Origin of the sequence: Pectobacterium jejuense (genome assembly GCF_026800125.1) — a bacterium.
In the GTDB taxonomy this organism is placed as follows: Bacteria; Pseudomonadota; Gammaproteobacteria; order Enterobacterales; family Enterobacteriaceae; genus Pectobacterium; species Pectobacterium jejuense.
The window spans coordinates 24,480-42,433 of the sequence record NZ_JAPQKX010000007.1 but is presented as its reverse complement, the minus strand read 5'-3'; the positions used below and the strand labels follow the sequence as shown (position 1 = coordinate 42,433).

At 54.2% G+C, this 17,954-nt stretch carries 11 protein-coding genes; 3 read left to right on the top strand and 8 right to left on the bottom strand.

Going from position 1 to position 17,954, the window contains the following annotated elements:
- The 6 genes from menE to menF form a co-directional block, all read right to left on the bottom strand.
- Positions 1–1,485 (bottom strand): o-succinylbenzoate--CoA ligase, encoded by a 1,485-nt coding sequence (menE, locus tag NXT09_RS13880; protein WP_268580064.1) that lies wholly within the window; start codon positions 1,483–1,485, stop codon positions 1–3.
- The gene (gene menC, locus NXT09_RS13875; RefSeq protein WP_268580063.1) at positions 1,473–2,444 is read right to left on the bottom strand and encodes an o-succinylbenzoate synthase; all 972 of its coding nucleotides are present in this window, start codon (positions 2,442–2,444) and stop codon (positions 1,473–1,475) included. Before menC ends, menE begins: the two co-directional genes overlap by 13 nt.
- Positions 2,444–3,301: a 1,4-dihydroxy-2-naphthoyl-CoA synthase gene (gene menB, locus NXT09_RS13870; RefSeq protein WP_010284115.1), complete on the bottom strand. Its 858-nt coding sequence runs from the start codon at positions 3,299–3,301 to the stop codon at positions 2,444–2,446. The genes menC and menB overlap by 1 nt, the downstream gene beginning before the upstream one ends.
- A gap of 5 nt (positions 3,302–3,306) precedes the next feature.
- Positions 3,307–4,086, bottom strand: a complete 780-nt coding sequence (gene menH / locus NXT09_RS13865) for a 2-succinyl-6-hydroxy-2,4-cyclohexadiene-1-carboxylate synthase (protein WP_370690956.1) — start codon at positions 4,084–4,086, stop codon at positions 3,307–3,309.
- Between the two features lie 38 nt (positions 4,087–4,124).
- Positions 4,125–5,807, bottom strand: a complete 1,683-nt coding sequence (menD, locus tag NXT09_RS13860) for a 2-succinyl-5-enolpyruvyl-6-hydroxy-3-cyclohexene-1-carboxylic-acid synthase (RefSeq protein WP_268580062.1) — start codon at positions 5,805–5,807, stop codon at positions 4,125–4,127.
- Positions 5,808–6,097: 290 nt separating this feature from the next.
- Entirely contained in the window at positions 6,098–7,420 is a 1,323-nt protein-coding gene (gene menF, locus NXT09_RS13855; RefSeq protein ID WP_268580061.1) for an isochorismate synthase MenF, read from the bottom strand.
- Positions 7,421–7,762: 342 nt separating this feature from the next.
- Between menF and NXT09_RS13850 the strand changes: the two genes are divergently transcribed.
- From NXT09_RS13850 to rcsB, 3 genes are read left to right on the top strand one after another with little or no spacing between them, the layout of a single operon-like run.
- Positions 7,763–8,932: an MFS transporter gene (locus tag NXT09_RS13850; RefSeq protein WP_205552721.1), complete on the top strand. Its 1,170-nt coding sequence runs from the start codon at positions 7,763–7,765 to the stop codon at positions 8,930–8,932.
- Between the two features lie 16 nt (positions 8,933–8,948).
- Positions 8,949–11,633 carry a phosphotransferase RcsD gene (gene rcsD / locus NXT09_RS13845; RefSeq protein WP_268580060.1) on the top strand — a complete coding sequence of 895 codons (2,685 nt, stop codon included), beginning with the start codon at positions 8,949–8,951 and terminating at the stop codon, positions 11,631–11,633.
- A gap of 8 nt (positions 11,634–11,641) precedes the next feature.
- Positions 11,642–12,292, top strand: a complete 651-nt coding sequence (gene rcsB / locus NXT09_RS13840; RefSeq protein ID WP_005976164.1) for a response regulator transcription factor RcsB — start codon at positions 11,642–11,644, stop codon at positions 12,290–12,292.
- A 37-nt stretch (positions 12,293–12,329) separates the two neighbouring features.
- On the opposite strand, the gene rcsC is transcribed toward rcsB, so the two are convergent.
- Both rcsC and gyrA read right to left on the bottom strand, forming a co-directional pair.
- On the bottom strand, positions 12,330–15,185 hold the full coding sequence (gene rcsC, locus NXT09_RS13835; RefSeq protein ID WP_268580059.1) for a two-component system sensor histidine kinase RcsC: 2,856 nt from the start codon (positions 15,183–15,185) through the stop codon (positions 12,330–12,332).
- 115 nt (positions 15,186–15,300) lie between these two features.
- On the bottom strand, positions 15,301–17,940 hold the full coding sequence (gene gyrA, locus NXT09_RS13830; protein WP_205552727.1) for a DNA topoisomerase (ATP-hydrolyzing) subunit A: 2,640 nt from the start codon (positions 17,938–17,940) through the stop codon (positions 15,301–15,303).
- Positions 17,941–17,954: the final 14 nt, after the last annotated feature.

The following is a 17,954-nucleotide window of genomic DNA, read 5'->3' as shown; positions in this document are numbered from 1 at the left end:
CTACGAGCGCGCTGCGCCGCCTGTTGTGTTGAGCGAATGGTGCACTGCATTGACCCAGCTTTTCACCTGCTGGCGAGAAAGCTTAATCCCACCATTTTTCAGTTCAGCGGGCAGCGTATAATACGCAACCGGACGCTGAAATCCGGCAAGCTGTGGCTGTAGCCAATCGCGTATTGCATCAAGCGTCGTGGCTTGTGCCACCTCCAATACCGCAACAGGACGGTGGCCGAACTCCGCATCATCAACGGGCACAATGCAGGCCTGTTGAACGTCAGGATGCGCCAACAGTACGGCTTCAATATTCTCGGGTTGAATCCCTTCTCCGCCGCTGAAGAATTGGTTATCCAGGCGCCCCAGAATGTGCCACTCACCTTCGGAGAATAGCCCGCGATCCCGCGTGTGGAACCAGCCGTCATCATCAACCAGTGGAATCAGTTTTCCGTCACGCCAATAGCCAGTGGCCAGCGTGCTGCCACGCAGCAGAATTTCCTCCTCCACCAGCCGGATCTCTCGCCCGAACAGCGGCATACCGACGCCCGAACGCCCGTCAGCACGTTTCGCGCAGACCGTGGACGCCAGCTCCGTCAGACCGTAGCCACACCAGCAGCTAACGCCTCGCGCTTCTGCCTGTTGCGTCAGCGCCTGCGGAATCATCGCGCCGCCGAGCAATACGGCCTTCAATGCCGAAGGGAATGTCCCCTCTGACAGCAGTCGCCACAGTTGTGTTGGCACCAGAGAAGCATGAGTGCAATCGCGCAGTGCGCGATCCAGAGGCTGATGTGCGCGGACAACGAGCGTTGCCCCAGTCGCAAGCCAGCGCCAGACGATACCCTGCCCGGAAACGTGGAAGAGCGGAAGTGACAGCAGCCAGCTGTCGCTGGAGGAAAACGCCATCATCTGCACCACACCTTCCGCACTGGAGAGATGGGCAGCAAATGAATGCACCGCGGCTTTTGGCATCCCGCTGGAGCCGGATGTCAGCGTCAGCGTCGCCAGCCGATCGGTCTGCCAGCGTACTCGGTCGATGCAGTGATTTTCTTCGGTATCGCCTAATGGAGAAGCGTCTGATGACAAAGAAATAGGGGGCAAAGAAAGCGTGCGTATCGCATTCGGCCACGGTTTATCATTCAGGCACAGACCATGCGCCACATTCAGCGCAGGCAGCAGCGCCTCGGTGAGTGCATCAGGTAGCTGTGGATTCAGCGGCAGCACGCGCACGCCGCACTGTAACAGCGCCAAATAGCTGAATAGCATCTGGACGCTATTTTTCCCGCGTAGCGCGACCGTACTGTCGGCCATCACGCCCTGCTGTGTGAAATGATCTGCCAGATGATCCACCCACTGGGCAAGCGACTGCCAGCTCCAGCGGGTTTCGTCGTCAATCAGCGCGATTGACTCATTCAACGAGACAGGCTCATTCATAGAAACAAACTGCGCCGTCTGGTTAGCCCAGTGTCGCCACGGCCAGTCAGTCAGGATTGCCATACCACGTCCAGTTGCTCAGCAGCCAGCAGCGGCAACGCGCTCTCCGGCCAGCGTTGAATCACCTGCGCCTGCATCAGATCCAACGTGTCCAGCCCTGGGATCGTGTCCGGCGTCAGCCAGTGTGCCAGACGCGCCAGCTGCGTTAAGCCTAGGCTAGATTCGATGCTGGAGCTGATCACCGCCGTTAATCCAGCCTGATGCGTTTCCTGCACCAGTTGCTGGCAACGTGCGAGACTGCCGACCAGCGTAGGCTTGATCACAATCGCGCTCACGCCCGGCTCGGCTTCTACCCGAAAATCCGCATCGCGCACGCTTTCGTCCCAGGCAATGCTGATGCCCGTTTCCCGCGCAAATTCGCGAGATTCTTCACGGGTTTTGCAAGGCTCTTCGAGAAAGGCAATGCGCGAACGCAATGACAGCGCGACGTAGCGGGCAAAGCCGTCCGCTTTGGCGCGCGTCCAACTGCGGTTGGCATCCAGACGGAGTTTCAGATCCGGCAAGGCTTCCAGCAGCACGTTAACGATCATGCCGTCACGCACCGCTTCGTACAGGCCGACTTTGATCTTTGCCACTTTCTCGCCCGGCATCGCCTGTAGCATGTCAAACAGCTCGTCAGGATCGCCGCTGCACAATGGCGCTTTGCGATAGTCCGCCGCCTGCGGCAGACGCTGATCCAGCTCGGCCTGCGCACAGCTCAAACCAAAGGCAACAGAAGGCGGAAGCTCGTCAGAAAATGCCGCCCCTGCCGCCCACGATTTTAGCTGTTCAAGCGCGACTGATTCCGCCTCTGCCAGCGTTTCCACGCTGAATTCTGGCAGCGGCGCAATCTCGCCCCAGCCCAATCGCTCGCCGTCTTGCAGGCGAACGATAAGCCCATCGCGGGTTTTCAAACGCTGATTGCGCAGCACCACTCCAGCTTCCATCGGCACGCTGTAACGATAGAGAGTGACCTGACGCATTATGGATTCCGTTTGAATTTGCTGAAGTCAGGCTGACGTTTTTCGTTGAACGCGTTACGGCCTTCCTGCCCTTCGTCCGTCATGTAGAACAGCATGGTGGCGTTACCCGCCAGTTCCTGCAAGCCAGCCTGACCGTCGCAGTCTGCGTTCAGTGCTGCTTTCAGGCAGCGCAACGCCATCGGGCTGTTTTGCAACATTTCACGGCACCAGCGCACCGTTTCTTTTTCCAGCTCTGCCAATGGAACCACGGTGTTAACCAAGCCCATATCCAGCGCTTGCGCCGCATCGTACTGGCGGCACAGGAACCAGATTTCACGCGCTTTTTTCTGACCCACGATGCGCGCCATGTAAGAAGCGCCCCAGCCACCGTCGAAGGAACCGACGCGTGGACCCGTTTGACCGAAGATGGCGTTCTCTGCCGCAATCGTCAGGTCACACATCATGTGCAGAACGTGTCCGCCACCGATGGAATAGCCCGCAACCATCGCAACAACCGGCTTCGGACAGGTACGGATCTGACGCTGGAAATCCAACACGTTCAGGTGATGCACACCGCTGTCATCCTGATAACCGCCGTAGTCGCCGCGTACTTTCTGATCGCCGCCGGAGCAGAATGCCTTATCGCCAGCGCCGGTCAGAATGATCGTCCCGATACCGTCGTCGTGACGGGCATTATCAAGCGCCTGAATCATCTCTTTTACCGTTTGCGGACGAAATGCGTTGCGAACCTGAGGACGGTTAATCGTGATTTTGGCAATACCATCGATGGATTTATGGTAGAGAATATCGGCAAAGTCGCCGCTGCAATCATGCCATTCAATCGGTGCGTAAAGCAGGTCTTCACTCGGATAAAGCATAGTTATCAATCCTTAACGTGATGCAAAAGAAAAGAGCGAACCCGCTCGGCATAAGCCGTTGGATTCGCCTGATGAGCATTATGACCCGCCTGAGCTACGCTCAGTAACGGCAGGCCGTATTGCGCCGCCAGCGTTTGAAACTTCACGTCGCTGGCACCGCATAAGTAAACAAAAGGTATCGACAGGTGCCGGAGGTGTTCCGCCAAAAAGGGCTGTTGCCCCAGCGAGGTGGCTTCCAGCATTGCCGCAACGGACGCACCCTGATTCGCGCTGCGACGCGCGATCAACTGTTCACGCTGCGCTGAATCCAGATCGGCAAACACCGCCTGCTGATACCAGTCCTGCAGGACCGCTGGCAACGGCTCCTGACGAAATCGCTGCGCCCAGCGTGCATCATGTTGGATACGTTCCGTACGCAGCTCCGGCGTTGCCAGACCAGGATGACCGCCTTCGACCAGCAGCCCCAGCATGCCGTCATGCTGTCCGTTGCAGGCGTGATACATCGCGATACGCCCACCGAGCGAATAGCCTAGCAGCCAGTAATTCTCAATGCCTTGATCCAACAGCGTCTTACTTAACTGGCGGCTGACATCGGCAAAATCTGTTGTGGAAATCGTTCGCGACGCACCGTGTCCGGGTAAATCCACCAGCAGCACCGGCCAGTCACGACAAAACGGCAAAACAGGCAGCCAGTCTTCGCCGCTGCCTAATAAACCATGTAGACACACCAGCCACGGCTGCCCCGGCGCCACCGCGCCATGCGTCACTTTCCGGCAACTTATCACCTGAAAACTTGGCCCCTGAAAATCAGGCCTCTGAAACTCTAGTGCGCCCACGTCGCCACCTGAGCGACCAGTTCATTGAGCGTCTCCGCACCGTCTTTAGGCTCAACCACCACTTCCAACAGCGTGACGCTGCCCTGAGTCCAGCAATCCGCCACCGTATTCGCCAGCTGTTCCCAGCTCTCGGCGCGCAGGTAATTCAGGCCAAACATCGCTGCCGCGTGGCCGAACTCCACATTTTGTGGCATGCAGTAAAACGCTTCGCGCTGTGCAACCGGCGTCGGCAGCAGGGAAAATATCTGGCCGCCGTTATTGTTTACCACGATCAACACCAGCGGTGCGGGAGCCTGACGCAGCAGCGCCAGCGCATTCAAATCGTATAACGCGGAAAGATCGCCGACGATGCCCAGCGTAGCTTTTGACGTGGCACGCTGTACACCAGCCAGCGTGGAGATCAGGCCATCAATACCGCTGGCACCGCGATTACCGTACACCGGGTATCCCTGCGGGAGCTGCGCCAGCGCATCGATCAAGCGAACCACAAGGCTGTTGCCGACAAATAACTGTCCGTCCGGCGGCAACAGCGCTGGTATGCGCTGCGCCAGCTGCGCTTCACCAAAACGGGAAGCCAGATGCGCGTCGATCTGCCGCTGCGTTTTGTCGGCAATATCCGCCAACAAATCCGCCCACGGTGCTTGTTTATGTGCCGGATGCGCAGACAGCCATTCGCCCACGTCCGCCACCAGACGACGTCCGCGATGATGCGCCGGATCCAACCGTCCCGGCAAATCGTCAATTAACCAGAATTCTTGCGGCTGGCACTGTTCCTGCCATTGCAGCAAACGCTTACCGGTCAGGCTGCCGCCGAACTGCAGGACAATTTCCGCCTGCCGTAAGCGATCCGCTGCATCAGGATGCGCCAGCCAAATATCCGCACAGGGCAACGGCTGCCCGCTTTGCGACAGGACATCACCAATCAGCGGCCAGCCCAGTTCGTTCGCCCACGCGGCGAGGCATGCGCCTTGTTCTGGCGTCACACGGCCAGCGAGGACAACGCCCCGCTTCTGTCGCCACTGCGGCCAGTCCGGCTGCACTACCAACGTACTTTGGCGCATTTCACGCAGCCAGGGTTCACGGCTGTTCCACCAGTCGCCCAGCGTCATCAGCCAATCCTGATACGCCGTGCCGTCATCGGCACCGTACAGTGGTTCGGCAAAGGGGCAATTAATGTGCAGCGCGCCGTGCGTCAGTCGCGCCATTGCGCTATCCACAGAGGAAACCAGCCAGCTAGCCGGAATGTCGGGCGTGGGGCGCGGTAAATCCAGCGCCAGCGTAGGGTGTGAAGCATACAGTGCATGTTGGCGAATCGCCTGATTCGCACCGCAGTCAATCAGTTCCGGCGGGCGATCGGCCGTCAGAACCACCAAGCGTTCGCCGGTCAGCCCCGCTTCGATGATGGCTGGATAAAGGTTCGCGGCAGCGGTGCCTGACGTCACGATAATCGCAACCGGTTCACGCGAGGCTTTTGCCAGCCCCAGCGCCAGATGCCCAAGCCCCCGCTCATCGAAATGCGTGTGGCAAATCAGTGCGTGATTATCCGCCGCAGACAGCGTCAGCGGGGTGGAACGAGAACCAGGCGCGATGCAGACATGCCGGACACCGTGGCGGGTCAGCGATTCCAGCAGTAATGTAGCCCAGCGGCGATTAAATACACTTGTTGACATGTTGTACTCAACAACTCAGGTTGCAGGTGATACCCGTTATGCTTCAAGCTGCCTGTGCGTCGGCTTATCTTGCTCACCCCAGTCACTTACCTGAGTAAGCTCCTGGCGTTCATGCGGTCGTCGCCTTCACGCAACTCGAATTATTTAAGGTATTAAGCAAATAATAATGATCAAACTGTTGTCGGCCTGGTTGCCCTTCAGCAAACATCGAGATCAGCCTTATTATATTTTTTTTTATCACGCTGACTTTGATATAAACCAGTACCTCGCACAACAACCATAAAACAAAACTATGACATATCACCGTCTAACAGGGATCTTAGCCCTGCGGCTTTGTTTTCTAACTCCTGCCATTCTTGTTCTGGATCAGAAGCCGCCACAATTCCGGCACCGGCATAAAGCGTTAAAACATGATCCCGCACTTCGGCCGAACGTAGCGCCACGCTGAATTCAGACTGCTGACGCGAAAGGTAACCTGCGGAACCCGCATACCAGCCACGTTTAAACGGTTCATGTTCAGCAATAAAACGGCGAGCCTCTTGCCTCGGCAGACCCGCGACGGCTGCCGTGGGCTGTAACGCATTCAGGCACGCGCTATCGGATGAAGTGCGCAGCGTGGCGTGAATGGTACGGCGCAGATGCTGTACTTTGCGCAGGCGCACAATTTCCGGCGGCATCACATCCAACGACAGCGCGGACTGCTGTAATCGCTGACAAATATCATCCACCACCAGCATGTTCTCGCACTGATTTTTGGTGTCATTCATCAGCCAGTCGGCCAGCTCCGCGGCTTTGCGTGCATCGCGATCGCTTGCCACCGTCCCCGCCAGCGCCTCGGTTTCCAGTTCGCTACCCCGGCGGCGGTAAAGCCGTTCTGGGCTGGAGCCGAGAAACGCATGACGCGCATCGTGTGCCAACATGAAATGGAAACAGTGGTGATTTGCCGCTCGGCTGGCGGCCATGAAGGTGGTGGCCTGTAGCGGTTGCGTCAGCGTTAGCGTGGTCGCCCGCGCCAGAACCACTTTTTCCATCAGCCCGGCATTGATGTCATGCAGCGCTCGCTGGAGCAAATCGATCCATCCCTGACGCTCCGGCTGATGACCGACGGATTGCACTTCCGCATGCAAAAGAGGCTGCGGAGCGGGTGGCAGAAGCAGGTTAATAAACGCAGAGGCTTCAATGGCATCCTGCTGCAATGAGGTGTCACTGAACAGGTTAATACTCAGGCTGAGCATCTCATCCTGACGCCGCAGTTCCGCACGAGGCAAAAACAGGTAGCCGGGTGAAGCAGCACCGTCCTCTTTCGTTTGATTAAACGCGTTCAGCCCCCAGATGCGCACATCGGGATCGCACTGCTGCTGAACAAGGAATGCCTCAGCATCCTGAATGTGGCGAAATCCGCACACGTTGCCGCACACGGCGGCTTCTTCACGATCCTGACGATGCTGCCAATAGAACTGGGGGTACACTGGCTGGGTCGCCAGCCACGGCAATAGCTCAGACGCGTCGCTGAGGGTCAACGAACGCGTTATTTGTCTGAAACCTGCGCGTTCAGGCTGTGGCTCGCGCAAATCCTGCTGCAAATGCCGCAGCAAGTCGGAAAGTTGTTTCACCGTTACCCCGGAGACCTAACACAAAGTAGGGGATTATACGGGAAAAAAACACGTCGTGGGTGAGAGGTTACGCAAGACCATAACGGCGAGCACAGGCTGAAATCGCACCAAACGGCAAAACGGGTCGCGCGCATCGCTTTAAAATCCCACTCCATCATCATTATTGCTTCAATTGACCGATTCTTTTGCCGATTATCTAATCGGCATTTTTTTGCCCGCGCCACTCCCCCTGCCCCCCCTTCTGCCCTCGCGCCAAAACCGTACACCAGGATTCTTTCCATTCAGACCGCTAACTATGGTAAAAATAGGCCTTTGTTACGTCGACCGGATAGCCTCATCAGGATGAGTACAACACTGAATTCCAACCCGTTATGCATTAATCAGAATCTGCCAGGCAAGAAAGCACAGGCAGCCACGCGCATCGTTTTCTTTGTTGCGGGCTTTGCTATGGCTTCCTGGGCACCGCTGGTACCCTTTGTCAAAACGCGGCTGGCTATCAGTGATGCCTCTTTGGGGATGTTGCTGCTTTCTCTCGGTATTGGCTCGCTCCTAGCCATGCCGCTGACCGGTTTTCTCACCAGTAAACTGGGGTGCCGCAGCGTTATTTTGCTGGCAAGCGCACTGCTTTGTCTGGTATTGCCCGCACTGACGCAGGCAGAAACGCTGCCTCTGATGGCGATCACGCTGCTCTTTTTCGGCGCGTCCATGGGGATGATTGATGTCGCGATGAACATTCAGGCTGTCATCGTCGAACGGGCCAGTGGTCGGGCGATGATGTCCGGTTTTCATGGTTTCTTTAGCATCGGGGGGATTGTCGGCGCAGGCGGCGTCAGCGCCCTGCTGTGGCTTGGCCTGTCTCCGCTGATGGCAATTCTGGCGATTGTCGCCCTTATGCTGATCGCTATGGCAACGGCACACAAACACCTGCTGCGCACCACAAATCAAGATGAGGGTGGCCCGCTGTTTGTTATCCCGCGCGGCTGGGTGATGTTTATTGGCTCACTGTGCTTCATCATGTTCTTAGCCGAAGGGTCCATACTGGACTGGAGCGCCCTCTTTTTAACGGTTGAACGCAACCTGAGCGGCGCGCAGGCGGGCATGGGCTATGCGGCGTTTTCCGTCGCGATGACGCTAGGCAGACTGAACGGCGATCGCATCGTTAATGCACTCGGCCGCTACGCGATTCTGACCGGTGGCAGCCTCTGCGCCGCACTTGGCCTGGTGTTAACGATCAGCATTGATAATCCGATCACCGCCATTCTTGGCTTTGTGATGGTGGGTATCGGCGCATCAAATGTGGTGCCGATCCTTTTCAGCGCAGCGGGGAATCAAAAGATCATGCCGCCGAATCTGGCCATCGCCTCCATTACTACCGTAGGCTATGCAGGTATTCTGATCGGCCCGACCATTCTTGGCTTTATTGCACAGTTCAGCAATTTGGCTACCGCATTCGGGTTTGTCGCACTGCTATTGCTGGGCGTTAGCGCCAGCGCCCGTGCCGTTATCCGCTAATCAGGAGCGTTAATTGATGCCAGCCATGATCCTGCGTTATTTTTCACTCCTTACGGTGCTCTCGCTCCTGATTACCGGAACGTTTGGCTATAACTACATCAACGATTTGCTGACGGACAAAAAACATTCTCTGACGACCATCGCTCAGGGCATACAAAAACGCGTCGATACCTATCGTTTTTTCACCTATCAAATATACGGCAGCCTGAACAGCGAACCAGCCGGTAGCGACACCAACATTACCGCCATTAATTTAATGCCGAATGTTTTCTACGTAGAAAAAAACGGTCAGAAAACGGACGCGCTGATTTTTGGGCAACACGATAAAAACACACTGACCTCGGTTCGCCGGATATCACGTTACCTTGATATTCTCTGGGGCGCGGAGAATAGCGTCTATTCCATGTATTATCTGAATGGTATCGACAACAGCCTGACGATGATTTCCACGCAGACGCTGAAAGATATCTCCTCGCAGTTCCGTGGTAATTATATTACGGTCATCGCCGAAGCCCGCCGGACGGAAATGCTGCAACAGGCGAATGTATTAGACGAACGCGAAAGTTTTTCCCCGCTGCGTAAATTACGCTTCTATAACGACTACTATTTTACGCTGCGCACCACATTCAATCAGCCGGGTCATCTGGCGACGATTCTGGCGTTCGATTTACCGATTAACGATTTAATCCCAGACACCATTCCGCGTGAGCATCTTATGCTGAAGCCGGATACGCCAGCGGCCAGCAATATGGACAACAATAATGGCGAAGGTACGGCTGACGTTCAGCTTCATGGCTCGAATCTTGAAATCTCCGCCACGCTCGTGAATGCACCGATAAAAATCGTTTTTCAGATGCCTGTAAAAGCCCTGATTATTGATTCATTGCGTAATAACATCTGGCTTCTGCTGTTGAATCTGGTCCTGCTGAGTTTGTCCATCGTCGGCTTTTATCTTTTCCGTCGGCAGTATGTGCGTCCCGGCGAGGATGTCTCTCGTCAGTTGGAAAAGACGCTGGATGTTTACCGCGAAACAACGGGCAGAATCCCGATGGGCGTGCTGCTTTATGATTTCAGCAGCAATAAAGTCGTCATACAGAATGAGCGCGCTGAGCAGTTGCTTCCGCACCTGAGCCTGCAAAAAATCACCAATATGGCGGACGAGCATCAAGGGGTCATTCAGGTCACAATTAATAATGAGATGTATGAAATCCGCCAAATCCGCAGCCAATATTCGCCTGACTATTGCCTCTTCCTGCTGCGTGAACAGGATAAAGAGATTCTGGTACAGCGCAAACTGCTGCTCGCCCAGCGTGAATACGAAAAGAATATTCATGCCAGAAAACGGTTATTCCAAAACCTGCTCAGCGAATTCAAACAGCCGCTGATTTCACTACGGCAGCATATTCATGCACTACGCCACAGCGAGACAGCAACCGTACCGGCACCCACGCTGGATCAGCTAACGGCGGATACCCGCTGCGCTATCGAGCTGCTGGAAAATATCGCCTTGCACGAAAAGCTGGAAGCGCAGGAATGGAATGCGGTCAACGAGAGCTTTTCACTGCTGACGGCTATCGACCATGTTCTCCTTGAGCTGCTGCCGCGATTGAATCAAAAAGGTCTGACCCTATTCCATCATTACAATCTGGATATGAATCAAACCTACGTGGGCGATGTCGAGCTGTTGAAAAAGACGCTGGCGCTGCTGCTGAATTATTCGGTGACCAATACGGATTACGGCAAGATTACGGTGTCGATTGATAGAAAAAATAATGAGTCGGATACGCTGATTATTCAGATCAGCGATACGGGAACGAATGTTTCAGGCAAAGAGCAGGAAAATATTCGACACCCTTTCCTGCATCCTGCGACATCCGATCGTTTCGGACAAAATTCAGGATTGACCTTATTTTTGTGCAATCAACTCTGTAATAAACTGGGCGGTGCGTTAACGATCAACAGTAAGGCCGGATTAGGCACACACTATATTCTGACGCTAAAACTGGAGCCGGAAGCGCTTCCCGTTGAGGAAGAAAAACTGCTGGATGGTATTACCGTTCTGCTAGATGTGACGTCTGATGAAGTACAGCATATTGTCGGCAATATGCTGACGGGCTGGGGTGCGAATTATCTGGTTAGCGATGAACGCCAGATTAATCAGGAAGCAGATATCTGCATGACTGACGACCCGGAGAAAAAAGCAGATTACACGCTGCTGTTGAGTCATGACGATGACACAGTAACGCCTTTGGGCCCGCGCCGTTTACGGGTGAATTATAATATCAGCCACCTCCTGCTGGAGGCATTACTTAAGCTGATTGAGCTACAACTGGAAACATCACCCGATGCGCTACAGGAAGGGGAACCGGATAATGTCGAATTTTACGCCGCGCAATTGGCAGCAAGCGACTATTATTCGCTGTTCGTGGAGACAGTACCGGATGATTTAAAGAGGCTGTATACTGAAGTGGAAGCAGGCGATTTTCCGTCGCTTTCGCAGACGGCACACCGGCTGAAAGGCGTGTTTGCCATGCTTAATCTGCATCCTGGCAAACAGTTGTGTGAACAGCTTGAACAGCATATTACCGCGCATGATAGTGAACAGATTGAGGCTAACCTTCATGAAATCGAGAGGTTTGTCAGTGCATTACTATCCCCAGAAGAACCTAAAGGGCAGCAAGGTAGCCAACAAGATGAGTAACCAAAACGATGAGTAACTTAAACGTAATTATTGCCGACGACCATCCTATTGTCCTTTTTGGCATCAAAAAATCGCTTGAGCAGATTGAATGGGTCAATGTGGTTGGCGAATTTGAAGACTCAACAGCACTGATCAATAACCTACCTAAGCTGGACGCTAATGTTTTAATCACCGATTTATCCATGCCAGGCGATAAATACGGCGACGGTATTACCCTCATTAAATACATTAAGCGCCATTTTCCTCACCTTTCTATTATTGTTCTTACCATGAACAATAATCCGGCCATTCTGAGCGCGGTGTTGGATTTGGATATCGAAGGCATCGTATTGAAACAGGGTGCGCCGACCGATTTACCCAAAGCGCTGGCTGCCCTGCAAAAAGGGAAGAAATTCACGCCGGACAGCGTATCCAAAGTGCTGGAGAAAATCAGCGCCAGCGGCTACGGCGACAAACGTCTGTCCCCGAAAGAAAGTGAAGTACTGCGCTTGTTTGCAGAAGGCTTTTTGGTTACCGAAATCGCCAAAAAACTGAATCGCAGTATCAAAACGATCAGTAGCCAGAAGAAATCAGCCATGACCAAGCTAGGCGTCGAGAACGATATCGCCCTGCTGAATTACCTGTCCTCCGTTAACGGCGGCGCGACGCAGGTAGACTAAGCCTTTCCTCTCCTGCACCGGCAGCCGCTGGTGCAGGTTATTCCTCAGAGGTTCTCGCCTGACGCACTATGTTACTGTAATGTGCCAACGACTGCTGTAACGTATCCAGCGTAACCGGTTTTGACAAACAGTGATCCATCCCAGCCCCGAGGCAACGCTCTCTTTCTTCCGCCAACGCATTTGCCGTCACGCCGATAACCGGGAAACGTAACCCCTGCTCGCGCATACGTCGTGTGAACAAATAACCATCCATATTCGGCATGTTGACATCCGTCAGCACGATATCGATGTGGTTTTTACTCAATACGCCCAGTGCATCTACGCCATCATTCGCCGTCATCGCCTGATAACCCAGAGAATTGAGCTGGTCCGCCAGCAGTCGACGGTTGATGGGGTGATCGTCAACCACCAGAATCATAATGTCGCCATTCTCAGCCCGTACGTAGCTGGTCAGCGGCGGTGAAATTTCGATGCGATGTCTATCCTCGCTTTCTGAACGATAGATTTTCTCCAGCAAATCCGGCAGATGTTGAGGTGTGGACGTCCCTTGCACCCAGTGGCCGCCGCTCACTTCCTGTGCTAACCCGGTATGCGAGCCACTCATCACGATATGCGCCCGAACGTTAATGTCCTCTTCTGACGCGTAATCGCTAATCATCACATCATCAGGCGACACGGTTTGATTCTGATAACGCGCCACATGGAGCCCCTGATCCTGCAACAGCGTCAGCAGATAAGCCTCCAGCCTGGCATTGCGTATCCTCAGCCAGCATGTCTTACCTTGCAGGCTGGCGTTGATCGCCGCTGGCGCATAGCGCGCTTTATACAGCGGAATCCTGACGCCAAACAGGCTGCCGAGCCCAGGTTCCGACTCGATGGTAATGTCTCCATCCATCAGATTGACCAGCTTTTCACAAATCGCCAGCCCTAAGCCCGTGCCCTGAAAATGCCGCTGAACACCGCTTCCGGCCTGGAAGAACGGGTCAAACAGCTTCACCGCCTCGCGAGGTTGAATGCCCACACCGGTATCACGCACCACAAATTCCAGATAACCATCGCGGCAGCCGACTTCGAAAATGATGCAGCCCGTGTCCGTAAATTTGATGGCATTACTCAACAGGTTAGATAACACCTGCTGCAAACGTACAGGATCGCCGAACAGGCTAACTGGCACATTGGGATCGATAAAGCAGTACAGCGTCAGGCGTTTCTTGACCACCAGCGGGAGGTAGTTGCTGGTGATGTGGCTAATAACCTCATGCGGCGCAAATTCACACGCTTCGATCTTCAACTGCTCCGACTCAATCTTGGAAAAATCGAGGATATCGCTGATGATTTTCAGCAGAAGTGAGGAAGAGTTGTTCATCGCGGCAACCAGACGATTGGCATCCTGCGGCAGCGATTTGGTTTGCAGTAAATCGAGGTTACCGATAATCCCGTACAGCGGCGTACGCAATTCATGGCTGACGGTGGCAAGGAACATCGATTTAGACTGGCTTGCCTGCTCGGCGGCATTCGCCATTTCCTGTAGCGACTCTTCCATTTTGACGCGCGCGCTGACGTCCAGTAGCACACAAATCGCCACGTTTTCATTACGATAGCGCGAATGGACAAAGCTGATTTGCAGGTGATGATTGCGGCTCGTCATGACATCCACAAACTTGGACTGCTGCTCGCAAATGATGCGGGTAATGCGCAGCCTATCCTCGTGCGTAAGCAGGTTGAGATAGTTATGCGCCAATTCGTTACTGAGGATGTTCGTGCCGTCATTAATACGCAGGATACAAATGCCTACGGGTGCCGATGCGACAATCTTGCGGTTAAACTGCTCGTTTTCTTCCAACTGGAACGCATTCACTTCCGCTGGCAACAGCATTTTCCGCTCAAACACCAGCGCCAGTACAAACAGCAAGATAGCCGATAGCATATTCAGCACCAGCATGTTGATCATCAAGGCGCTGATATGGGAGAGCAGCACCTTCAACGGCAGCGAGTACACGATGCTGAATGACGTCGGCGGCAGCGATTTCTTCAGAATGAGTTCATCATACCCATTCACATAGCCAAAATAATTATGATCGGAGGGATAGCCGTCTACCGAGGAAGCGTAACGCTCTTTATCATCGGAAAACTGCAAAACAACCTGATTATATTGATCCAGCAGCCGGGCACTGATCGGAAATTTACCCATGGTGACAAAATCATCCAGACGAATCGTCTGTTCAATCCCCATGATGACTTCCAGCTTGTTATCCACATAAATCGGCGTCAGTGCATATAAATAGCCAACATCGGGGATAGAGGCAGGGGTAATCCAATAGACCGTTTCATCGCGTCCAGTTTGGGTACGACTCTTTTTCTGATCCTGAAACCGATCCTGCACATTTTTAAGCAAGTTATCACGGTCGAGCGACTGGTTACGGATGCCAAAATCAACCATGCAGCGCCGATCGCCACCGACAAAAAAGACCCGGTTAAGATCGTAGACGGCAGAGAAATTATCCTGCCAGCCGTTGAAAAAATGGCTCAATGAGAGCAGGGCCGCATTTCCGCCATATTGCGTGGAACAGGTTGCGCCGGGAGCCAGCGCATAAACGGAGACACCGGGGCCCCCTTCCGCTGGCGGCTCTGCCTTTTCTCTTGCCAGCATCAGGCGATTTGCCGCCAGATACTGGAGTTCGCGCACAATATCCGACGCATGTCGGATGTAACCCTGCGACTGATCAAAGCTGAGGTTATACTCCTGCCGCAGCTCCGATTCTTTTTCATTCAATACTTTAGTGACATAAAAAACGGATATCAGCGCACCCAATACCCACAGCATGACCGCCAGAACCCGAAATAAATAGCGGGACACCTTTAATGTGGTCTGGAATGAGGCGAGATATTTCAAATGGATACCGTTGAATAATGGAAGAACCAGTTGGCTGATACACTACCGAGAGTCGATAAAAAAAGCCAGCGCATCGCGCTGGCTTACTCTACTCATTCCGGTTTAATGAAAAGGCTTATTCGTCATCTTCAGCGATATCATCATCGCCATCAATGTCGTCGATAGCATCATCGTCTTCGGCAACTTCACCTTCAACTTTGACCACGCCATCCAACTCTTCATCTTCTACCGGCTCGGCAACGCGTTGCAGGCCGACAACATGTTCGTCTTCCGCCGTACGAATCAGCGTGACACCCTGCGTGTTACGGCCAACGATACTGACTTCAGACACGCGCGTCCGCACCAGCGTTCCCGCATCGGTGATCATCATGATCTGGTCTGCGGCATCAACCTGAACCGCGCCAACCACTTTACCGTTACGTTCGCTGACCTTGATAGAGATAACCCCTTTCGTCGCGCGCGACTTGGTCGGGTACTCACTCACGGCGGTACGCTTACCAAAGCCATTTTGCGTGACGGTCAGGATATCGCCTTCGCCGCGAGGAATGATCAGAGAAACGACGCGATCTTCGCCTTGCAGATTGATACCACGAACGCCCGTTGCCGTACGGCCCATGGAACGCACCGCCTGCTCGGAGAAGCGAACCACTTTGCCTTCCGCAGAGAACAGCATCGCTTCATCGCTACCGTCGGTCAGGTCAACACCAATCAGCTCGTCACCCTCGTTCAGGTTAACTGCGATGATCCCCGCACTACGTGGACGGCTGAATTCCGTCAGCGCCGTTTTCTTCACGGTACCGCTCGCAGTTGCCATGAAGATGTGGCGGCCTTCTTCGTATTCACGTACCGGCAGAATCGCGGTAATACGTTCATCCGCTTCAAGCGGCAGCAGGTTAACGATCGGGCGACCACGTGCGCCACGGCTGGCTTCCGGCAGTTGGTACACCTTCATCCAGTACAGACGACCCCGGCTGGAGAAGCACAGAATCGTATCGTGGGTGTTCGCCACCAGCAGACGATCGATAAAGTCTTCTTCTTTTATACGTGCGGCAGACTTACCTTTGCCCCCACGGCGCTGTGCTTCGTAATCGCTCAGCGGCTGATACTTCACGTAACCTTGATGAGACAGCGTAACAACAACATCTTCCTGGTTGATCAGATCTTCGATGTTGATGTCAGCTGTGTTCGCCGTGATTTCCGTACGACGTTCGTCGCTGTACTGCGTTTTGATCGCTTCCAGCTCTTCGCGGATGACTTCCATCAGGCGCTCAGGGCTATTGAGGATATAAAGCAGCTCGGCAATTTCCGCCAGCAGCGCTTTATATTCATCCAGCAGCTTCTCGTGCTCCATGCCAGTCAGCTTCTGCAAACGCAGATCCAGAATCGCCTGCGCCTGCTGTTCCGTCAGGTAGTAGCGACCGTCACGGATACCGTATTCCGGCTCCAGCCACTCTGGACGCGCAGCATCATCGCCCGCACGTTCCAGCATCGCAGCCACGCTACCCAGTTCCCACGCCTGTGCGATCAGCGAGGCTTTCGCTTCAGCAGGTGACGGAGCACGGCGAATCAGTTCGATAATCGGATCGATGTTCGCCAGCGCAATCGCCAGACCTTCCAGGATATGGGCGCGGTCACGGGCTTTACGCAGTTCAAAAATGGTACGACGCGTCACCACTTCGCGGCGGTGGCGCACAAACGCAACCAGAATATCCTTCAGCGGCATAATCTTCGGCTGGCCCTGATGCAGAGCGACCATGTTGATGCCGAATGACGTCTGAAGCTGCGTCTGGGAATACAGATTATTCAGGACCACTTCGCCCACGGCGTCACGCTTAATCTCGATGACGATACGCATACCATCTTTATCGGATTCGTCACGCAGTGCGCTAATGCCTTCAATACGCTTATCTTTGACCAGCTCGGCAATTTTCTCGATCAGGCGCGCTTTGTTCACCTGATACGGAATTTCATGCACGATGATGGTTTCACGTCCGGTTTTCGCGTCCGCTTCCACTTCAGCACGCGCACGGATATAAATTTTGCCGCGCCCGGTGCGATAGGCTTCTTCAATGCCGCGTCGGCCATTGATGATCGCCGCCGTGGGGAAATCTGGACCTTTGATGTGTTCCATCAACCCTTCAAGGCTGATGTTTTCATCATCGATATACGCCAGACAGCCGTTCACGACTTCCGTCAGGTTGTGCGGTGGAATGTTCGTTGCCATCCCGACTGCGATACCGGAAGAACCGTTAACCAGCAGGTTGGGAATACGCGTAGGCATGACGTCAGGAATCTGCTCGGTGCCGTCATAGTTCGGCACAAAATCGACCGTCTCTTTTTCGAGATCGGCCAGCAGTTCATGAGCAATTTTCGACATGCGAATTTCGGTATAACGCATCGCCGCCGCGGAGTCGCCGTCAATCGAACCGAAGTTGCCCTGACCATCAACCAGCATGTAGCGCAGTGAGAAAGGCTGCGCCATACGCACGATGGTTTCATAAACGGCAGAGTCGCCGTGTGGGTGGTATTTACCGATGACATCCCCGACGACACGGGCGGATTTTTTATACGGTTTGTTCCAATCGTTGCCCAGTACGCTCATCGCATACAGTACGCGGCGGTGTACCGGTTTAAGTCCATCACGAACATCTGGTAATGCACGCCCGACAATAACGGACATCGCATAATCCAGATACGAGCTTTTCAGCTCTTCTTCAATGTTGACCGGTGTGATTTCTCTGGCAAGGTCGCTCATGGAGCCGCTATCCC

Coding starts and splice junctions, on each gene's coding strand:
- menE (WP_268580064.1), bottom strand. CDS start 1,485: ATGGCAATCCTGACTGACTGGCCGTGGCGACACTGGGCTAACCAGACG.
- gyrA (WP_205552727.1), bottom strand. CDS start 17,940: ATGAGCGACCTTGCCAGAGAAATCACACCGGTCAACATTGAAGAAGAG.
- rcsD (WP_268580060.1), top strand. CDS start 8,949: ATGCCAGCCATGATCCTGCGTTATTTTTCACTCCTTACGGTGCTCTCG.
- menC (WP_268580063.1), bottom strand. CDS start 2,444: ATGCGTCAGGTCACTCTCTATCGTTACAGCGTGCCGATGGAAGCTGGA.
- menD (WP_268580062.1), bottom strand. CDS start 5,807: ATGTCAACAAGTGTATTTAATCGCCGCTGGGCTACATTACTGCTGGAA.
- menB (WP_010284115.1), bottom strand. CDS start 3,301: ATGCTTTATCCGAGTGAAGACCTGCTTTACGCACCGATTGAATGGCAT.
- rcsB (WP_005976164.1), top strand. CDS start 11,642: ATGAGTAACTTAAACGTAATTATTGCCGACGACCATCCTATTGTCCTT.
- NXT09_RS13850 (WP_205552721.1), top strand. CDS start 7,763: ATGAGTACAACACTGAATTCCAACCCGTTATGCATTAATCAGAATCTG.